This window comes from Neobacillus niacini, from assembly GCF_019749295.1.
In the GTDB taxonomy this organism is placed as follows: Bacteria; Bacillota; Bacilli; order Bacillales; family Cytobacillaceae; genus Neobacillus; species Neobacillus niacini_D.
The window spans coordinates 613,976-633,372 of record NZ_JACWFG010000011.1 but is presented as its reverse complement, the minus strand read 5'-3'; the positions used below and the strand labels follow the sequence as shown (position 1 = coordinate 633,372).

At 38.7% G+C, this 19,397-nt stretch carries 11 protein-coding genes and 1 riboswitch; all 11 genes read right to left on the bottom strand.

The window, feature by feature from the left end; genetic code table 11:
* Positions 1–167 precede the first annotated feature (167 nt).
* Positions 168–686, bottom strand: coding sequence for an RNA polymerase subunit sigma (locus tag H0184_RS16925; protein WP_221827161.1), 519 nt, complete (start codon positions 684–686; stop codon positions 168–170).
* 68 nt (positions 687–754) lie between these two features.
* Positions 755–976 carry a hypothetical protein gene (locus tag H0184_RS16920; protein WP_221827160.1) on the bottom strand — a complete coding sequence of 74 codons (222 nt, stop codon included), beginning with the start codon at positions 974–976 and terminating at the stop codon, positions 755–757.
* A gap of 21 nt (positions 977–997) precedes the next feature.
* The gene (locus H0184_RS16915) at positions 998–1,159 is read right to left on the bottom strand and encodes a hypothetical protein (protein WP_221827159.1); all 162 of its coding nucleotides are present in this window, start codon (positions 1,157–1,159) and stop codon (positions 998–1,000) included.
* A 210-nt stretch (positions 1,160–1,369) separates the two neighbouring features.
* Positions 1,370–5,527 (bottom strand): 5'-nucleotidase C-terminal domain-containing protein, encoded by a 4,158-nt coding sequence (locus H0184_RS16910; RefSeq protein ID WP_260631613.1) that lies wholly within the window; start codon positions 5,525–5,527, stop codon positions 1,370–1,372.
* 428 nt (positions 5,528–5,955) lie between these two features.
* Positions 5,956–7,398 carry a DHA2 family efflux MFS transporter permease subunit gene (locus tag H0184_RS16905; protein ID WP_221827158.1) on the bottom strand — a complete coding sequence of 481 codons (1,443 nt, stop codon included), beginning with the start codon at positions 7,396–7,398 and terminating at the stop codon, positions 5,956–5,958.
* 402 nt (positions 7,399–7,800) lie between these two features.
* A complete protein-coding gene (locus H0184_RS16900; protein ID WP_221827157.1) occupies positions 7,801–10,380 on the bottom strand; it encodes a lipocalin-like domain-containing protein in 2,580 nt (859 codons plus the stop codon).
* A 511-nt stretch (positions 10,381–10,891) separates the two neighbouring features.
* Complete coding sequence (locus H0184_RS16895) at positions 10,892–11,833, bottom strand: sugar ABC transporter substrate-binding protein (protein ID WP_221827156.1); 942 nt, start codon at positions 11,831–11,833, stop codon at positions 10,892–10,894.
* A 36-nt stretch (positions 11,834–11,869) separates the two neighbouring features.
* Positions 11,870–13,909 carry a PAS domain S-box protein gene (locus tag H0184_RS16890; protein WP_221827155.1) on the bottom strand — a complete coding sequence of 680 codons (2,040 nt, stop codon included), beginning with the start codon at positions 13,907–13,909 and terminating at the stop codon, positions 11,870–11,872.
* Positions 13,875–14,702 (bottom strand): CheR family methyltransferase, encoded by an 828-nt coding sequence (locus H0184_RS16885; RefSeq protein WP_221827154.1) that lies wholly within the window; start codon positions 14,700–14,702, stop codon positions 13,875–13,877. The genes H0184_RS16890 and H0184_RS16885 overlap by 35 nt, the downstream gene beginning before the upstream one ends.
* Before the next feature lie 36 nt (positions 14,703–14,738).
* On the bottom strand, positions 14,739–17,495 hold the full coding sequence (locus tag H0184_RS16880) for a response regulator (RefSeq protein ID WP_221827153.1): 2,757 nt from the start codon (positions 17,493–17,495) through the stop codon (positions 14,739–14,741).
* Positions 17,496–17,750: 255 nt separating this feature from the next.
* Positions 17,751–19,013 (bottom strand): cation:dicarboxylate symporter family transporter, encoded by a 1,263-nt coding sequence (locus H0184_RS16875; protein WP_221827152.1) that lies wholly within the window; start codon positions 19,011–19,013, stop codon positions 17,751–17,753.
* A gap of 121 nt (positions 19,014–19,134) precedes the next feature.
* A riboswitch (cyclic di-AMP (ydaO/yuaA leader) is annotated at positions 19,135–19,288 on the bottom strand.
* Positions 19,289–19,397 lie beyond the last annotated feature (109 nt).

The window sequence follows — 19,397 nt, the reverse complement described above, 5'->3', positions numbered from 1 at the left end:
GAAAAATATTGACAAACTATTAGCTGGTTTAGCTCAATAAAAAAAGGGTCGCCGCAGCGATCCCTTTACTTTAGGTACAAATATTCACAAACTCTGCATATAACGTTTATTAAACACTTAATAGATATAAACAATTGCAACCTCTATTGAATAGGTAAAAATGACACTTACCAAACCCCTTCTTCGTTTTTAATCATCTGAAAACCATTTGTTCCTTCACCTGAATCATATTCAATAAATCCTTCATAATCACTAGTTTGTACAATTGCTCCTTTGTCGATATTTTTAAATCGTTTTATGTTCTGTTCATCAGAGCCTCTATCAGCTTCAGGGATATTTTTATCTTCTTCATTTGACCATTGAACATATCCTTCTCTGTCTGTATATAGAGCATATTGAACTTCATATTTTTTATCAAACCCTGCTTTAAGATATAACTTCGCAATACTTATTGATTCTAATCCGACTAGATGTTTTAAATTTACATCATTTTGAAAATTTCTATAACCTACTTCTTCTTTAGCAGACAGTTCAAAAAGGTTTAATTCGGTAGTAGAACTATCGACAATTACCTTATCCTCAACAGTGTTATTTTCTTTAACTTTTTGTTCAGTTTTTTCTACGCTACAAGCTGATATTAGGATTGTTCCAAGTACAACTACTATACCAAAATATTTATGAATCACCTCCCATTTTCCCTCCCGAATCATTTACTACACAAACCATTAAACCCCCCCAATTGTTTTTATTAATTTTAACATTTAACAAATACAGAACACGCTATTAAAAAGGAAAATGCTTGATCAACCTCGTCTTTTAATTCTGCCAAGCGAGCTTCTTCTTTGACCTTTTGATTTCTGTTAAACTCTTCTTTTACAATTGCTATTCTATCTAGGAGCTTTCGTCTTTCTGTTCTTTCAGGCAATAAATAGACTGCTAATTCAGCTGCCTCTATATTCTCTAGAATCGGATTCATCTCCGCACTAATTACCTTCGTTTACGCAATGTCAGTCCCCTCTTGGGAAGCTTGTTTTTCTGCCTTTTGTTGCGTTTTGATCCCAGCTTCAAGTTTTTCTTTTTGGTAACCTATCATTCCTCCACCAGCTAACACTAAACCTGAATGAACAATGATGGCAAACTTTTGCTTATGTATACCCATGATGCCCGCCTCGTTATCCATTGAAATAATAATTCCCAAATACTAAATAATCTCTTCTACTCAACTGCTTCTCACATATATGATACCATTTTGCACACTCTTTACTTGCTTATTAACCTTTTCTTTATCGCCTCCCTTGGACCCTTCACTCACTGGTAAAGCTGCTCATTAAAAAAGGCAGATTGCCGTAATAGCAACCTGCCGTCTTTCTTACTTCCCGTTTTTCTTTAATACGTCAACAATTGAAGTCTTACTAACATTTCCAGCAGCATCTGTTGCCGTAACGGTTAATAGATTCTTATGTTTTTGCTTTGGCACAGATACATTAAACTTTCCGTTGGCATCTGCTACAGCTGAGCCTAGCTCTACCTTACCCAACATGACCTTAACACTTGCACCTGCTTCTGATGTTCCCGAAACAACCGTATCATTGTGAATGACAGGATTGACTTGTGGTTGAGCTGGTGGTGTTACGTCCACTACCGTCACTACCGTCACTTCACTGACATTGCCAGCAGCATCTGTTGCCGTAATGGCAAGCTGTGTTCCAGCTGCTTGCTTAGCGATTTCGACTACAAAACTACCATCTTCTAATGCCGTACTTAATCCAATAACGGTGCCATTATTCGATACTTCAACGATTGCACCTGGTTCTGCTGTTCCAGTCACTTGTGTCGATTGGTCAGTTACCTGGTTTACAGCAGGAGCCTCTGGAGCTGCGCTGTCTGCAACTTCTTGGACAATTCTACCTTCAACTACTGGTGAAACAGGATTGACCTTTTCTAAATAGGAAGTAAACACTTCAAAGTCTACAATGTATAACTCTGCGATACGACCTTCGTCCTTCGCTGTCTTAAACATGCCGTACCCATCGCCGCCATCGGCAGTGAAGGCATTTGTCGCTACACGATAAATTTTATCCTGTTGTAGTTCTTCATATCCTTCAGCTGTTAATGCCTCAACATGCCAGACGCGTTCACCTACTGGTTTCGCTTGATCGTACTTGAACTTCAACCCTGATACCTGCATGAATGAACCTGCACCTGGTGCACTCACACTGTGCTCTAAGGCTGCAAGAATTTCTTCACCTGTTAGGTCAAGAGTCACTAAGTTGTTACCGAAAGGAAGTACTGTTAATACTTCTCCTAACGTGATATCCCCTTGGTCGATGGAGGCACGAATTCCACCGCCATTTTGCATCGCAATATATGTTGGGACAAATTCATTTGCTTTTGCTGCCATACCGTCTGCAATTAAGTTTCCTAGATTGGTTTCCTTGCTGCGAACATCAGCACGTTCACCATTTAATGCAACAGAAGTGCTGCCTACAACTTGTTTTTGTAGTTCTGTTAATGGAGCTTTATACTCCGCAACCTTTGCTTTTGCTGCTTCATCTTCAGTATAAGCACTTAAATCCTTAAGTTCGCCAGAGTAATCTGTTATTACACCATTTTCGTCAAATGTTACATCTAGAACACCAAGGTATTTTAAATACTCATTGGCTTGGACGATTAATGTCGGCTCCTCTTTTTCTACCACCACTGGGGCATCTAATTTTGTATGGGAGTGACCGCCCACAATCACGTCAATGCCGTCTACCGCTTCTGCTAAATACAAATCCGGCTGATAGCCTAAGTGAGATAAAGCAATAATTTTATCTACACCTTGTGCTTCAAGTCTATCAATTGTTTCATTGGCTTTTTCAATTGCATTTTCAAACACAATGTTATCGCCAGGATTCGCAAGGAATGCTGTATCTTCGGTTGTTAATCCAAAGATTCCTACCTCTTCTCCATCCACTTCTTTAATAATGGCTGGGAAAATTTCTCCTTGTTCATTGCTTCCACCGATTGAGCTATTAAATAGCGGCCCTAAGTCAGCGTCGTTTGTCATGTTTACGTTCGAAGATACAATCGGGAATTTAGCTTGCTTGATGAAGTTTGCCAGTGTTGCCGAATCCTTATCAAACTCATGATTTCCAAGTGTCATTGCATCAAAGCCCAATTGATTCATAAAATACAAGTCTGCTAGACCTGAATATTGTCTGAAATATAGTGTTCCTGAGAACACATCTCCTGCATTTAACAACAGGCTATTTTCCTTCTGGGAACGTAAATCGTTCACAGCTGTAATTAATTTAGGAAATTGCTCAACATATGCATGTGTATCATTTGTATGAAGAAGTGACAGCGTAAATGGTCCTTCTTCCACTGCTAAATCTAACTGAGCCACAAGTGCATCGTGGTCACTAGAGCGTCCATGCTCTTCCATATATGGAGAGTTAAAGTTCACGATATCAAGTTTTGCTGCCTCAGCTAAGTTATTAGATACTAAAATATGATCTAATACTTGCGCATTTCCTTGATAGTTATAGGTGTATCGTTCAGAAGCAGGCAGTGTTTCAACTAAGTTTGTTAGGTCATCACCTTTTAATGCTGCTAGTGGTGCAGAAAACTCAAAATCGTTTAAGTCTCCTAAAACAACTACATTTGCATCTTCGTTCTCTTCTTTGATATCAGAAACAAAGTTATTGACGATGTTAGCAATTTCTAAACGCTGTGCTTCACTTTCAAGATAAGGCGGTTGATTTTTCCCAAATAAAGGCTCATCTCCGCCTTTTGAGTTGAAGTGATTGTTAATCACAATGACTTCTTCACCTTGGAAGGTAAATTCAGCTGCAAGTGGCTTTCGGCTGCTGTTGAATGCAGCGTTTGTTGGGTCAATGCGCCCAGGGTTTAGGGTTAAAGAACCATTTTCATAAGCAACTGCACTTGTGGCATCACCCTTTGGTGCCTCGTTTAGTGTTACACGCTCAGGATTGTAAAGGTACCCAACGCGGATATTCCCACCAGGTACTCCACCGTCTTTTCCGTCAACGGGAGCGATTTCTGTCCAGGCATAAGTGGGTCCGCCAAAGCCTTGAATCGCATCACTTAGTGCCTTATAGTTCGCATCCGCTTTTACTACACCATTATTCGTTTCGCCACTATCATCCAGTACCTCAACTAGACCAATGATATCAGGAGTTCCTAAGTTATCAACCATTGATTTAGCCAGCTTGTCGCGCTTAACGGTATCTGAAGCTGTGAAGTTTTCAATATTGTAGCCTGCGATGGTTAATTTATCTTCTTCCTTTTGAATCGTCGTTACTTCATTTGTTCTCTCACGTTCTACTAGATCTGGTAAATCTGCTGCTTTGGTGAGAATCTTAAAGTTACTAAACGTGTAGCTGACTACTCCTGTGACAGTTCCATTAAAAGAGTCACCGGCTTTCGTTACATAGTTTCGATCATCAAGCTGAAGAAGCATTTTCTCAGGATTTTGATTTTCTTTTGTTAAAAGAGGCATTCCTTCTTTTGTATATGCTTTTCCATCTACTTGACCCGTGATGACAGGTACTTCCCCATATTTCTGCGGTCCTGTAACGGTAGGATTTTCAATGGAAACACGCATGCCTTCCAAGCTTTCATAAAAATCAATGCCATCTTCTGCAGGGTCAAATGTTCCGAAGTTATCATTATCGATGACAGAGGTTGGAGGAACCACGTCACTACCAATGACAAGTGGTGCCGGAAGCTGATTTCCACTAGAAACCTTTGTGATTTTTCCAGATTGGGCATTAATTTCTGTCATGGCTAAATCGGTTTGAAGCTTCTCAGCATAACCGTCGAGTACCCACTCTTTTACAAGTCCTGAAACAGTTACACTATCACCGACAGCAACATTGTGAGTTGGCTTGTAAACGAGAATGGCTTCTGATGTAGCAGCATCGTCATCTGACGTAGTGTCTTGTATATAGAAATTGCTGCTGTCTGCTACATAGGTTACTACCCCAGGTACATCTAGTACATTTTTATCCTTATATGGTGATGTATGAGATGCACCTTGTATGTCACCAATTTTTAGTCCTGTTACGCCATCTACAGGGTCTTCACCTGGAGGTGGTGTTGTGCCATCAAATGAAATGGCCGATGGAGATTTTAGGCCAGGAACTGTAAAATAAGTTTCAAGTGATCCTGTAATATAAACCTTTTTACCTACTATCGATGGATTCGTTTGTAATCCAAAGGTTGGGCGAAAACTAGAGGTTATTTGAACAGGTAATATTTTCGTTGCATCTCTTTCTGTAGGGCTGTCTGCGATGGCAAAGTTTGTATCTGCAGCAAACGGAGCCTCAAAATCATATTTATTCGTCCCAGTTGTATAGGCGACTATGTAACCCTCAACTGTTGCTGTTCCTGTATTGTTGGCAATCGCCTGTGCTACCGTAATCGTTTCAGCCGCTTGGGCCCGATATGGCAGGACCATACCTAGCAACATGACCACCATTGTGGTGATAGCAAAAAACTGTTTTTGTAGTTTCTTCAAGAGTATGCCTCCTCTAAATCTATTATTGTTTCATTCTATAAAAGCAGTACATCCCAAGAATCTACCAATTCTATAAAAATCCAATCCTCCTTTCTTATGCAGGGAAGTACTGCGGATATACACCTAACCTACCATTTTTCTTTGTTATTTCGTTCTGTTTAACGAAAACTTTACCCACAAAATACAAATCATTAATAATTTTTACAATGTAAACAAGAAATTCCAATTCTACACTACTATAATACTACTTATTAACTATTCTTAAACGAGAACAAATTCCCACAACCTTCTTCCTATGTTTAAGATATTACTAGAAACGAAACGCCTTCTCCTACTGTACAAATTGACCGATAAAAAAAAAACGCTCCCTACAAAGTGTAAGGAACGTTTCGTTCTATTAAAAGTTTTTTCATTGGAATACTCAGCGATTACTCCTGAAGGTTCACTTGTACATTTCTTTGTCTTTTTCCATCCGCTTCTCCCTGAGAATGTCGGTTGTGTTTGATAAAAAAGGTCAGTATTAGTCCTAGTAAGGAAAGAATGGAAACGACCATAAAGGCGATGTTCGCTCCGTGTATATCCGGATAGGCAATGTCCGGGCTCTTTTTTGCTGTTTCCGCTGTTGTAGTCATAACTGTAACAAGGATGGCGGTTCCTACGGAAGCAGCAATCATCTTCATCGTATTATCCATGGCCGCCCCATGGGAAATTAAGCGTTTTGGCAACTGATTCAATGCAGCAGTTGCGACCGGCATCATCACCATCGAAAGACCAAACATTCGAATCCCATATAGGACCGTAATATAGGTCATCGTGGTCGACGGACTTAAAGTCGTAAACGCAAATGAAGAAGCCATCATAATGGTTAATCCTATCATCACAAGCCATCTAGCCCCGACTTTATCGAATATTCTTCCAACAATCGGTGACATTATCCCGCTAATCAGTGCTCCTGGTAATAAAGCGAGCCCCGCCTCAAAGGCAGAAAACTCCCTCATGTTCTGCATAAAGAGCGGGATGATGGTTTCTGCACCAATTAAGCCCATAAAGCTGATCATCCCAATGGCTATGGCAAAAGGGAACATCGAAAACGTGAATACACGAAATTCAAGCATTGGATGTTTCAATCTTAATTGGCGGAAAATAAATACAATCAGTGATAAACCGCCAATTATGAGTGATAGTAGTGTTACAGCATGAGACCACCCGTAATTCCCCGCACTTGTAAATCCATATAGTAAGCCGCCAAAACCGAATGACGACAATAGAATCGAAATGATATCTACTTTTGGCTTCGAAATCTCTGTGACATTTTTCAAGAAAAGGAATGCGACAACAATATCGATAAGAGCTATAGGCAAAATAATAAAAAATAACACTCTCCATGAAAAATTCGATGTCACCCATCCAGATAAAGCAGGTCCGATGGCTGGTGCAAAGGATATTACAAGGCCGACAAGACCCATAGCTGAACCGCGCTTATTGACCGGGAAGATGAGTAAAAATACGGTGGTCATTAATGGCAGCATGACTCCCGCACCTACAGACTGAATGACTCTTCCTAAAAGAAGAATCTCAAAATTAGGAGCAATCCCACAGACAATAGTTCCTAGTGTAAAAACACTCATGGCTGAAATAAATAACTGCCTTGTAGTAAATTTTTCTAATAAAAAGGCACTGATGGGAATCATGATTCCATTTACCAACATAAAGACTGTGGTCAGCCACTGTGCACTATTTGCGGTAACGTTCATTTCTTCCATAATTGGAGGAATTGCTGTTATCATCAACGTTTGATTTAAAATCGCGATAAAAGCCCCTGCTAACAAAAGGCCGACAATCAACGATGGTTTATTTTCTGTATTCCCCATTCATCCAACTCCCTTTTAAAAAAGATACTGTTACAGATTACCTTTTTTCCCTTCTTAATTCCACTGAAATGTTTTGGGAAGACACATGCTAGATTATTTGTATAAGCTGTATGCTTTTTTGTATAAACTGTTTAGTTTTTTGTAGAAGCTGTATGCTTTTTCGTATAAACTGTTTAGTTTTTTGTAGAAGCTGTATGCTTTTTCGTATAAACTGTTTAGTTTTTTGTAGAAGCTGTATGCTTTTTCGTATAACCTGTACACTTTTTTGTATAACCTGTACACTTTTTTGTAGAAACTGTACGCTTTATGGTAAAAATGGAACAAACTTTTCCATAATCAATCAAAATCATACAACCCAAAAAGGTGATACAGAAAGAGTATCACCTTTAATGGGTTATAATTCTATTGAACTGGTTGAGCAGGATTTTCGTAAAGAGATTGTACTTGTTCTGCCGGAAGGGCTAATCCGTCATACACACGTACTTCATCCATTAATCCTTTAAAAGGAATATCCCAGTAGTTCACCCCTAACCCAAATTCGGCATCAATGGAGGTAAATACATTCGGGAAGTTGGTCCCTGTATACTTAGCTGCACCATTGACATAAAACACTACTTCGCCTTCTTTTACCGTTAAAGTAAGATGCGACCACTCACCTGCAGGTATAGTCCTATCTGTTACGGCGTCATACCATTGGTCGCCGTTATGGGACCATACCATCGTATTTCCCCATCCAGTTTTTGGTACAACACTAATCCAATTATTCGCTGTTTCTGCCCCAAAGAAAGAGGTTGTAAATTCAGTAATCTGCTCTGGCTTTAGCCACAATGACACCGTGTAAGTATCACCCGTAATTAAGCCGTTATCTAAACGCAATCCAGAATTCCCATCAAATTTAGCAGCTTGCCCCACTTTACCTTCAGCAAATGTAATTTGTCCGCCTGTATTATTTAATCGGTCTCCTGTCATGGTTGCGTCCGCTTTTTTACCAGAAGCGTCTTTAAGACCCGCGTTAAAGTCGTAGAAAGCTGCTAAGCCGCCTTGTTCCTTTTTGAGCACGGTTACGCTAACTGTTAATGTTTCTGTTGCTTCCCCGAATGTAATCGTCGCGGTTAAGTCAACCACTGCATCTTCAGTTTCTGCATTTGGACGTGTTACCTCTCCATCAACAGACACTGCCTCAGGATTTGAAGATTCCCAAGTAATTTCTGCTCCTCTTGTCGCTACAGTTGGCAACGTTACATCACTAATAACAGTAGTTGGGAAAGTAGTACTTAATTCCTGTTTGATCGCTTCTACTAATTCTTCATCTGAAGAAGCATCCACATGACTTCCCCAAATCACGATTCCTTCATCGGACATCGCACTAAACGTCATCACCCATTGCTCCGAAGTAGGGTCGTATTGGCGGATAAACACACCATCATACGTACCTTCACCATCAATGGTTAGCGCTGCTCTGTAATTTCCGTAAAGCTTCCATGTTCCTGTAACCGCACCAGAAATCGTGTAATCACTGTTTAATTTCACCCAAGTAGACTCAGTTAAGCTGCCAGTGATTTCTTTTCCATGGTTAATGAATTTATAGTCACCCGTCACAACACCTTCATAAACCTTTTTAATGGTTTCACCAGCATAACGGTATGGTGTCGGAACCGGCCATTGTTTACTGTTCTTAAAGGTTTGGTGTACTCGGACTTCGTGCATTTCCCCTTGCTGCGGGAAACGAGCATGAGTAACAATAAATTCCTTACCTAGTTCTTCATCAATTAGATAGGAGTTATGACCTGGAGAAAGGTAGCCTGTACCAATTCCTGTGCCCGCTTCGCCAAGGTCTCTTTTAAATAGGAAGTTTCCAATCATTTTATTCCCTATATCTTTATGATCCTTATTACTCGGGAAGTTACCTACACCGAGATCAAATGATTCTGGGAACACAGCAGGGTTTCCTTTTGCGTCGACGTATGGACCGTCAGGATTCTTAGATCTAAATTGTCTCATCTGATAACCGCCATCAGATGCAAGGCCGCCATAAGTAATGTAAAGGTAATAATAGCCGGCTTCCTTATCATATACAGCGTACGTTCCTTCAGCAGAACGTCCGTAGCCAGAAGCAATTTTAGTACCGAAATATCTGTCAATCATTCGGCCATCTTCTGTTTTTCCATCTTTACCTGGATATTTCGGAAGCCCTGTTTTCTTATCTAATTCTAAAATAAACGTACCACCGGACCAAGAGCCGTATGTCATATATAACTTATTATTTTTAGCTTGAAGAATGTTGGCGTCAATCGCGTTGGTGTAAAGTTTATTATTGTATTCTCCATTTGCTGTAAACCAATCTGGATTTACCTCATCGATCACACCATCTTCAATAAGATCTGCGAGATTGGTATTTTCCCAGTGCTTGTTTACAGTGCTGTTTCGGTCAGAAACATTTTTGTTGGTAAATCCTGAATACATAATCGTGTCAACATATTTGAACGGTCCTTCAATATTTTTTGACACTGCTATCCCGATAGCAGAACGGATATAAGTGGAAGACACACAATAGTAAATCATATAGGCACCCTTTGTACCATCTTCATTTACGTAATGTTTATTCCAAAAAACATCCGGAGCCCAAACGGCATATCCGCCTCTTGAGTCTGAATCATTTTCTCCAGCCCATTTAAAGGACTCAGCCAAGTTTGCTGACAAATCGCCATACACTTTATTATTCGGGGTGGTATAGCCATTGGTAAATCGATCCCAATTTATTAAGTCTGTTGATTTTGCACCGTCAATGTGCGAACCATATACATAATAGGTTCCCGTTTTGGGATCTTTAATGATGGAAGGGTCATGAACCGAAGCATTTCGAAACTCAAGTGGTTCAGCATTACTTGTATTACTTGGTTTCTCGTTGCCCAAAACACCGCTTGGAATTAACAACAGCAATACTAGAGAAATAAATAGCAATCTTTTAAAATGAATTTTCATTTTTTTCTTTCCTCCTATGTTAGCGCAATCATTTTTGACCTCGCTGACTACCAAACTATTACAAGAGAGAATAGACATTAGCCTATAGTTAAATTTACCCAAAATTCAGAATACACAAGGTAATCCTATCCTTGTTTTTAAGGATAATAGAGTAGAAAAAACATCTTTTATGTAGTTTCACAGATGCAAATATACGGACCAGTTATCCACCAAACAAATAACTTATACTTATATTCCCCCAATCTCAATAAAGTTGTACATACAATCAGTAAACCGCTTACATACATTATTATGTAAGCTATTCACTTATTAAACAATACTATAAATTCATAAATTTCACAATAGCAGAAATAAACTTGTCGAACAACTTCTAGGAGTTCACCAACAAACATGAACGTACAAGTTAAACAAGACCAGAGGCACAAAACCAGAGGGACGGTTCTCTTGGTCCACTTTAGGCAATAAGTGGGCCAAGAGAACCGTCCCTCTGGGCTTCCTCTAGGTTTTAGACTTACTTCACTAGTTTTTCATAAAAATTTAGTCTATTTTGTGCGTTCTCTTTTATGATTATATCTACACCGCTGTCGACGAATTTTTCTACGTTTTCACCATTTATCACTTTCATGGCTGTTTCAACGCTTAAGTATCCCATATCATATGGGTTTTGGGCCATGGTTCCAGGAATGGTTTCATCTGCAATAAATTCTAGCATTTCGGTAAGACCATCCGGTCCAATGACAGGGATTGAGAGTCCCTCTTTCACTAATTCCTTAATAACCGGCAGCGCAATCGTGTCATTTGTGGTCACCACACCCTTAATATCAGGCTGGTCACGCAAAAGGTTTGCTATCACCCCTTGAATTTTCTTAGAATCATCCGGTACCCCTGATTTTTCATATGAAATGGTGATTCCAGCATTCTGTAAAGAAATTTTAGCTCCCTTAATCCGCTCCTCAAAAACAGAGAAAGATAGATTACCTCCAATGATGGCAATCTTATCCCCTGGCTGCAGCTGTGAGGCTAAAAAGGCTCCTGCCTTTTTACCTAAATCCAGATTATCTGTTCCTATATACGCTGTTTTGTTCTTTAAAGGAATGTCGGTATCCACCAGCAAAACTGGTACATCCGTAAACGTTTCTAAAGCTGGGCTTACAGATGTACTAATCGGTGCGGTGACAATCACATCAGGTTTTTCCTGATAGATCATCTTTAATAAATCTGCCTGTTCTTGATCTGTTGCTTGACTAGGAACCAACACACGTCCATCAATGTCAAAGTCTTTAAACCCTTTTTCTATACCGGCTTTCATAATTCTCCAGTATTCTGAGTTTCCTTCTTTTAACACCACAACCACTGTCGGCTTTTTATCAGCATAGGTTAGTGATATAAAACCTAGAACAAAGACAGTAATGATAGCAGCCATAACCACCATCATTTTCCCTTTTTTAAACAAGGCATCCTTCCCCCTTTCTCACTATTAAGAATGAACTTACGTGTTGATTAAGCTGGGAATGAGCTGAAATTGGATAGAGAATGTGGAACCTGCATCACTCGTATCAATTTCAATTTGGGCATCATGCCTTTTGGCTACACTGTAACAAATGGCTAACCCCAAACCTGTTCCTGTTTCCTTTGTTGTAAAGAAAGGTGTCCCTACTTTTGATAATACTTCTGGGCTGATTCCCTGACCTTGGTCTTTTATTTGAAGAAGTACGGTTTCATTCTCTTTATAGGTTTTAATCGTCAAAACCCCATTAGAATTCATGGCATCCAACCCATTTAAGGCAATATTCAAGATGAGCTGGCGAATTTCTTTTTCATCCAGTGAGATATCAGGGCATTCTTCCAATTCAAGCTTAAGCTGTTTATTTGAACGTAATGCTTCTGCTTGAATCAGAGGAAAAAGAGCTTCAATAATCGCGTTCAAACTTTGCTTCTTTTTGACACTGATTTTATTTTTTGCTAGATTCAGAAATTCTGTAATGATAGAGTTTGCTCTGTTCAATTCCTCTAGCATTAAATCAATGATATCCGTCGATAACTTATCGACTTTATTCCTGGTTAATTGTAAAAACCCTTGAACCGTTGTCATCGGATTTCTGATTTCATGGGCAATACCGGCTGCCATCTCACCGATTAAATTTAAGCGGTCTAAACGGTACATTTCATTTTCCAGGTGTACCCTGTCCGTAATATCTGTCAATACAATCAACAAACATGGTTCGGAATCGATATCAATCAATTCAGTCGATAATAAACCTGATCGAACTTCTCCGTTTTTCGTCTCATACCTAATTTTCTTGTTTCTACTCTTCTTAGTAAAATCAATAACCATCTCCGTTGCATCATCCATAAAATTCATACGATTTATTTTTTGATTGATTAATTCTTCAGCACTATAACCGATATAGGTTGTCCAACTGGTATTGACTTCAATAAAGGTTAGATCTTTTTGTGATAAAATCGCCAATAAACAAGGGCTGGATTCAAAGATCTTTCGAGACCTTTCTTGGGAACGGACCAGATGGTCGGCAATTTTTTTTCGTTCTTCTATTTCTTTTTGCAATTCCTTATTTGACTTGGTCAGTTCACGTGTCCGCTCATTCACAAGATGTTCTAAATTATGAAATCTTTGTTTTTTCGCTTCTTCTATTTGCTTTCGTTCTGTTACATCACGTATGGTACAAACAAATATCTGTTCATCCTCAATGATGGTTGAGGCAATTAACAGATCCGCATTGAAGCAGCTTTTATCCTTTTTACAAGCAATTACTTCAATAATTTTTCCTGCCGATTGTTTCATCGATGAAAGGAACGTGGATGAATCAGCTAACACTTCAGTCTCCCATTGCGGAAAAAGCTTCAGAACGTGTCTATCCACCAATTCCTTTACCTGATAGCCAAACATGCTGTGGACAGCCGGATTTACGGAAAGAATACACCCTTGATTATCAAACGTGACGATCGTATCGGTGATTGTTTCACTTATGGCTTTTGATAATGCCTCTGTGCGACGTAAATTCAGGGTGGTTCTGTCCAGCCTTTTGTTAACCTTATTTAGCTCAAGCAAATGTCCTAAATCTGTTTGAATGATATTTTCTTGATGATTCTGATGGATTTTGACAAACTGTTCAATTTTCTTTTTCAAGGTTTCCGGCTGAAAGGGTTTAAAAATATAATCGATCGCCCCAACTGAGTATCCTTGATGAACATGTTCCATTTCTTGACTAATGGCTGTAATAAAGATAATAGGGATATTTTTTGTTCTTTCTCTCGCCTTTATCAGCTTGGCCGTTTCGAAGCCATTCAGCCCCGGCATTTGAACGTCTAGTAAAATCACCGCAAAATCATGTTTAAGCATACATTTTAAGGCTTCTTTTCCTGAATGAGCACTAATTAGATTGTAGCTTGGTGAAGTGAGTACTGCTTCTAATGCAAGAAGGTTTTCTGGATGATCATCCACCATTAGAATATTCACTTTTTGAGCAGATGTATTATTTAACTTTTCTGTAGATTCTTTCGGGTCCATCAAATTCTCCATAACAGTCTTCATAACGTGTAAATTTTACCCCCTCTCTTTTTCCTAGGCCAAGAAAACCTGTGGTGCTTAGGCTCTCGTATAGTAATTGATGAACATCATTTTGCAGGTTCTTATTAAAATAAATGAGTACATTTCGGCAAATGATCATATCAAACTCGTTAAAAGAATGATCGGTAACAACATTATGCTGGGCAAAGACCATATTTTTCTGCAGAAAGGGATGGAAACAAACCTTGTCGTCAATAGCTTTGTAATATTCAGAAAAGGCACGTTTCCCTCCGGCTTCAATATAGTTTTTGGTATAGAGCTTCATTCCTTCTAACGGAAAGGTACCCTGTTTAGCTCTTTCAAGGATATTCTTATTAATATCGGTGGCATAGATCCTCGTTTTATCAAAGATCCCTTCTTCATGCAGAAGTATAGCCATGGAATATACTTCCTCACCGGAAGAACAACCCACATGCCAAATTTTAATCAACGGATATTTCTTTAATAAAGGGACCACATTCGTTCGGATACTCTTAAAAAAGGATGGATCCCGAAACATCTCCGTCACATTGATTGAGAAATCGGAAAGTAACCTTGCCATCACACTAGGTTCACGAAGGATTTTTTCCTGGAGTGCAGATATACTTGATAGTCTCTCAATCTGAACGCGATGGTTAATCCTCCGTTGAATGAATGGGAGGGCATAATTTCTAAAATCATACCCATAATATCGAAACATAGCCTCTAGTAATAAATCGATTTCGATTCTCTCAATTTCTTCATCCTGTACCAACTTACCAGATTCATGTGATTTTACCTGTGCGATTTTTTACCCCTCCTTCGTGAACAGCCAAACTTGCATTAATGAAAACAACTGATCCAAGTTAATCGGCTTACTAATATAATCAGTTGCACCTGCCTCCAGGCATTCTTCCTTACTGTGTTTCATTGCCTTTGCTGTAAGGGCGATGATTGGTATGGTCTCAAAAATGCTTATCTTTCGAATATGTTGAATGGCCTCAAACCCATCCATTTCCGGCATCATAATATCCATTAAAATCAGGTCGGTATCAGAATGCTCTTTTAGCACCTCCAACGCTTCTCTGCCGTTTTCGGCCACCAAAATCTCCATATCATGATTTTCGAGTGCAATGGTTAAGGCATATACGTTACGGATATCATCATCGACAATAAGGACCTTCTTATGTTTCAGGATTGACTTCCCATGTGTAAGCATGTGGTCTTCCATGACAACCTGATGTGAATTCGTATGCACTAAATAGTTCTCTTCCAAACTGACCGCTGCTTCCGTCCGAGCACCTGCTATTTTGACCATTTTGTTATTGATTTGACGATTTGGCAAATAGAGCGTAAATGTACTTCCCTTCCCAATTTCACTTGAGACTTCTATAAACCCGCCTAGTAACTGAGCAATCTCCCGGCTGATGGATAAGCCTAATCCCGTTCCGCCATATTGGCGGCTTGTCGTTCCATCTGCTTGTTTAAAAGCATCAAAAATCGTTTCATGTTTTGCTTCTTCGATGCCAATGCCTGTATCAATCACGGAAAAAGCGAGCATCATTTCCATTCGTGGTTCTTCGCCCCTATTCAGGGGACTATTTTTCATAGCTTCAGAGATTTGTAATGAGACATGGCCGCTTTCCGTAAATTTAAATGCATTGGATAGTAGATTTTTAAGGATTTGCTGCAGTCGCTGCTCATCCGTATAGAACATCATCGGTAACTCACTATCCATGTCAATCGAGAAATCTACTTTCTTCTGACTTGCCACTGGCGAAAATTGACGATAGATAAAATCTCTTAACTGATTTAACTCTACTTCCTTAGAAATTACATCTAGTTTACCAGACTCTACTTTGGCCAAATCTAATATATCATTGATTAAATTCAATAAATCATTGCCGGACGAGTGAATGGTTTTAATGTATTCCTGCTGTTTGGCAGTCAGATTCCCTTCTCCATTTTCAGAGAGAATCTGTGCTAGAATGAGCAAACTGTTTAATGGAGTTCTTAGTTCATGAGACATATTAGCTAGAAACTCGGATTTATATTTAGAACTTAGCTCCAGCTGCTGAGCTTTTTCTTCCAGTGCCGCACTGACCTCCTGAATTTCAAAGTTCTTTTGTTTAGATGCTTCATACTGTTCCTCTAGTTTTTCATTTGTCGTCCTTAGCTCCTCTTGCTGCATCTGAAGCTCCTCTGATTGTGCTTGCAGTTCTTCTGTCAAGGCTTGTGATTCTTGTAATAATTGTTCTACCTTCATGTGGTTGATAATACTATTGATTTTTATCCCTAAATTATTATTTACTTCTTCAAGCAGCTTTATATGTAAGGGAGTCAACGTCGCAAAAGAGGCAATTTCAATCACTGCTAGTACTTGTTCTTCAAATAATACGGGTAAAATCATAATCGTTTTCGGAGGAGCTTCTCCTAAACCTGAACCAATTTTTAGATAATCGGCGGGAACTTGGTTTAAATGAATGGGACGCTTTAACTGTGCACATTGCCCAATTAATCCCTCACCTAAAAGGAATTGCTTACGTTCTTGTTCACCAGGCATAGATGCAAAGGAAGACATTCTAGTTAAATACTGTTCACTTTTTTTCACTTCCTTTAAATAGAAAACACCATAGCTCGCCCCTACCATTGGTACTAGCTTTGTGATTAACATATCTGCTAGTGTCTGCACACTTTCCACTTCGGGATAAAGTGTTGCTATTTCAGCAATATTTGTATTCAGCCAGCTTTGCTCCTCTGCTTCTTCTTTTAATTGCTTCTCGTTTTTGCTATGTTTCTCCAGGGCACGTGCCATTTTATTATAGACCTGAGCGATTTCACTCAGTTCACCTTTTGAAATGATTTCAATCCGTGGCAGGGTGTCAAAATCACTGGCCGTTGCCTGTTTCATCACTTCTGTTACCTTGTTAAGGTTGTTGCTCGTGCTTTTTATGATCCAGATCGCAAAACCTATACCGATGAATAAACCAATCACAAGGTAGATATAGATATTTTCAACTGCCCAATTATAGGTATCTCTTGAACGTAACAGTTCATTTTTCATTCCTTGTTCTTGTAAACCATGCAGCAGTTCTGCCATTTGAGCCATTCTTTGACTGAATAGATCAAAGTCAGCCATTAAATCAACCGTAAGTTCAGCGTTAGGATTAAGGTTTCTTTCCATTAACGCCTGCTGCCCCATATTTTGATAAGATCCATGTAAGATTCTAAGTTTACCAATGAGTTCCTGAGATTTCTCTTGGTGATCCTTTTTCTCCAGTGCATCTATCGCAACTTGTAAATTTGAATTTGAATTTTCCCATACATTCAACAAATCTGGATTAACCTGTTCGCCCCGATCTTTTAGTATGGTCATTAATACGTTTGACATGGTTGAAGTTTCTTCTTTAATCCTGGAAGCAATTTCGATTCTCTCATTGATGTCATTAATTACCACGTTCATTTTTACTGTTGATTGTTCAAGCATGTTCATCAATACTATAACGATAATTGTAATGAATAAAAGCAATGATCCTATGCTCGCATAGAGCTTTGTTCTAAATCTCATAAAACCTCCTAATTTGTCGTTACTTTCAATTATATTGATATATTCTGATATACTAGTTATAATTTTCTCAATTTTAATCATACTTTATATTCATTACTAACGTCCATATGATATTTTAGTAAGTTCAACGTTATCCTTGGTAAACCTAACACCACTTATGATTTAACATAAAAAAGACCTTCAACATTTAACGTTGAAAGTCTTGATTATTATGAAGCATTTTTCCATAAATAGGATTATATCAAATAGAATAGATTATGAAGCTTTTTTAATATTTTCTACTTCAGCTGGAGGGTTAAATTGGCCTTCCCATTTAGCGACAACAATCGCCGCCAATGAATTTCCTACCACGTTAACCGCAGTACGGCCCATATCTAAAATACGGTCAATACCAGCAATAAAGGCTAAACCTTCAGCAGGTAAACCAATGGTACTAAATGTAGCTAGAAGCACCACAAAAGATACACCAGGTACTCCTGCCATGCCTTTAGATGTTACCATTAAGACTAGCATTAATGTAATTTGCTGTACAATACTTAATTCAATACCATACATTTGGGCGATAAATAAGGATGCAATTGCTTGATATAAAACAGATCCATCCAAATTAAAGGAGTAACCTGTTGGAATGACGAAAGATGCAATGTGTTTTGGACTTCCTGCTTGCTCCATTTTGTCCATAATTTTCGGAAGTACGGTTTCCGAACTTGCAGTTGAAAAAGCTAAGATTAACTCTTCTTTGATCATCTTTAATAATTTAAAGATATTTAAACCAACAATTTTACCCATCAAACCTAAAACAACAATAACAAAGAAAATCATGGTTCCATAAACCGTAAGAGCTAACTTACCTAATGGAAGAAGTGATGCAAAACCATATTTAGAAATCGTTACACCGATTAATGCAAAAACACCGATTGGAGCATATTTCATAAATAAGTTGGTCACATAAAACATGGCACTAGCCACACCTTCAAAGACACGCAAAACCGGTTTTCCTTTTTCTCCAATGGCTGCAATTCCAAGTCCGAATACAACGGCAAAGAAAATAATTGCCAGCATATCGCCTTCTACCATGGCTTGAACCGGATTGGTTGGAACAATATGAAGTAGTGTATCAGTAATTGATTTACCTTCTTGTTCTTCTGATGTGTGTACGTAGCCTGAAATATCTGTTTGCTCTAGCTTTTCCATATTTAGTCCCGCACCAGGCTGGAATATATTAGCGGAAACAAGTCCGACTGCAATTGCAATTAATGTCATTCCAATAAAATAAGTCAGTGATTTTGCACCTAACTTACCAACAGATTTTAGATCACCAACACCTGCTATGGCCACGATAATACTAGAAAGGACAATTGGCACTACAATCATTTTAATTAAGCGGATAAACAGATCTCCAAATGGCTGTAAGACACTTTGTGCACTTTCACTTCCATAGAAAATCCCACCGACAACTATCCCTAATACAAGACCGATAAAAATTTGAAGTGCTAAACTGGATTTGATTTTTTTCATCACATACCCTACCTTCTTGTTGATTTTTTTAAAAATAAACGACTTTCTGAGGTAAGGGAAACAAATAGATACGATATATAACACAAATAACCGGCTAAAGCCGAAATACTATTCTATCATACTGTTTCCACTCCATTGCTTACGAGGTTAGCTTTCAGGTTAGGACTATAGGAAACATTAAGCCCCTTCATTTTAGGAATTCACCAATAGCGGAAATATCCGCAATCATACAGTGGGTCCCCCGCTCTTAAAATAAGATTCAGCAAAATAAATTCTAGCATAAAACTACTATACTAGTAAATTTTTTAATATTTTCAGACTATGGTCTAGGAGCCATGGGGACGGTTCTTGTGGTATTTTTTACAAGTTGGTTTTATCATAATC

What these genes read in the sequence shown, in the direction of transcription:
- H0184_RS16920 (WP_221827160.1), bottom strand. Translation starts at nt 976, where the DNA reads ATGAATCCGATTCTAGAGAATATAGAGGCAGCTGAATTAGCAGTCTAT.
- H0184_RS16915 (WP_221827159.1), bottom strand. Translation starts at nt 1,159, where the DNA reads ATGGGTATACATAAGCAAAAGTTTGCCATCATTGTTCATTCAGGTTTA.
- H0184_RS16905 (WP_221827158.1), bottom strand. Translation starts at nt 7,398, where the DNA reads ATGGGGAATACAGAAAATAAACCATCGTTGATTGTCGGCCTTTTGTTA.
- H0184_RS16900 (WP_221827157.1), bottom strand. Translation starts at nt 10,380, where the DNA reads ATGAAAATTCATTTTAAAAGATTGCTATTTATTTCTCTAGTATTGCTG.
- H0184_RS16890 (WP_221827155.1), bottom strand. Translation starts at nt 13,909, where the DNA reads ATGGACCCGAAAGAATCTACAGAAAAGTTAAATAATACATCTGCTCAA.
- H0184_RS16880 (WP_221827153.1), bottom strand. Translation starts at nt 17,495, where the DNA reads ATGAGATTTAGAACAAAGCTCTATGCGAGCATAGGATCATTGCTTTTA.
- H0184_RS16875 (WP_221827152.1), bottom strand. Translation starts at nt 19,013, where the DNA reads ATGAAAAAAATCAAATCCAGTTTAGCACTTCAAATTTTTATCGGTCTT.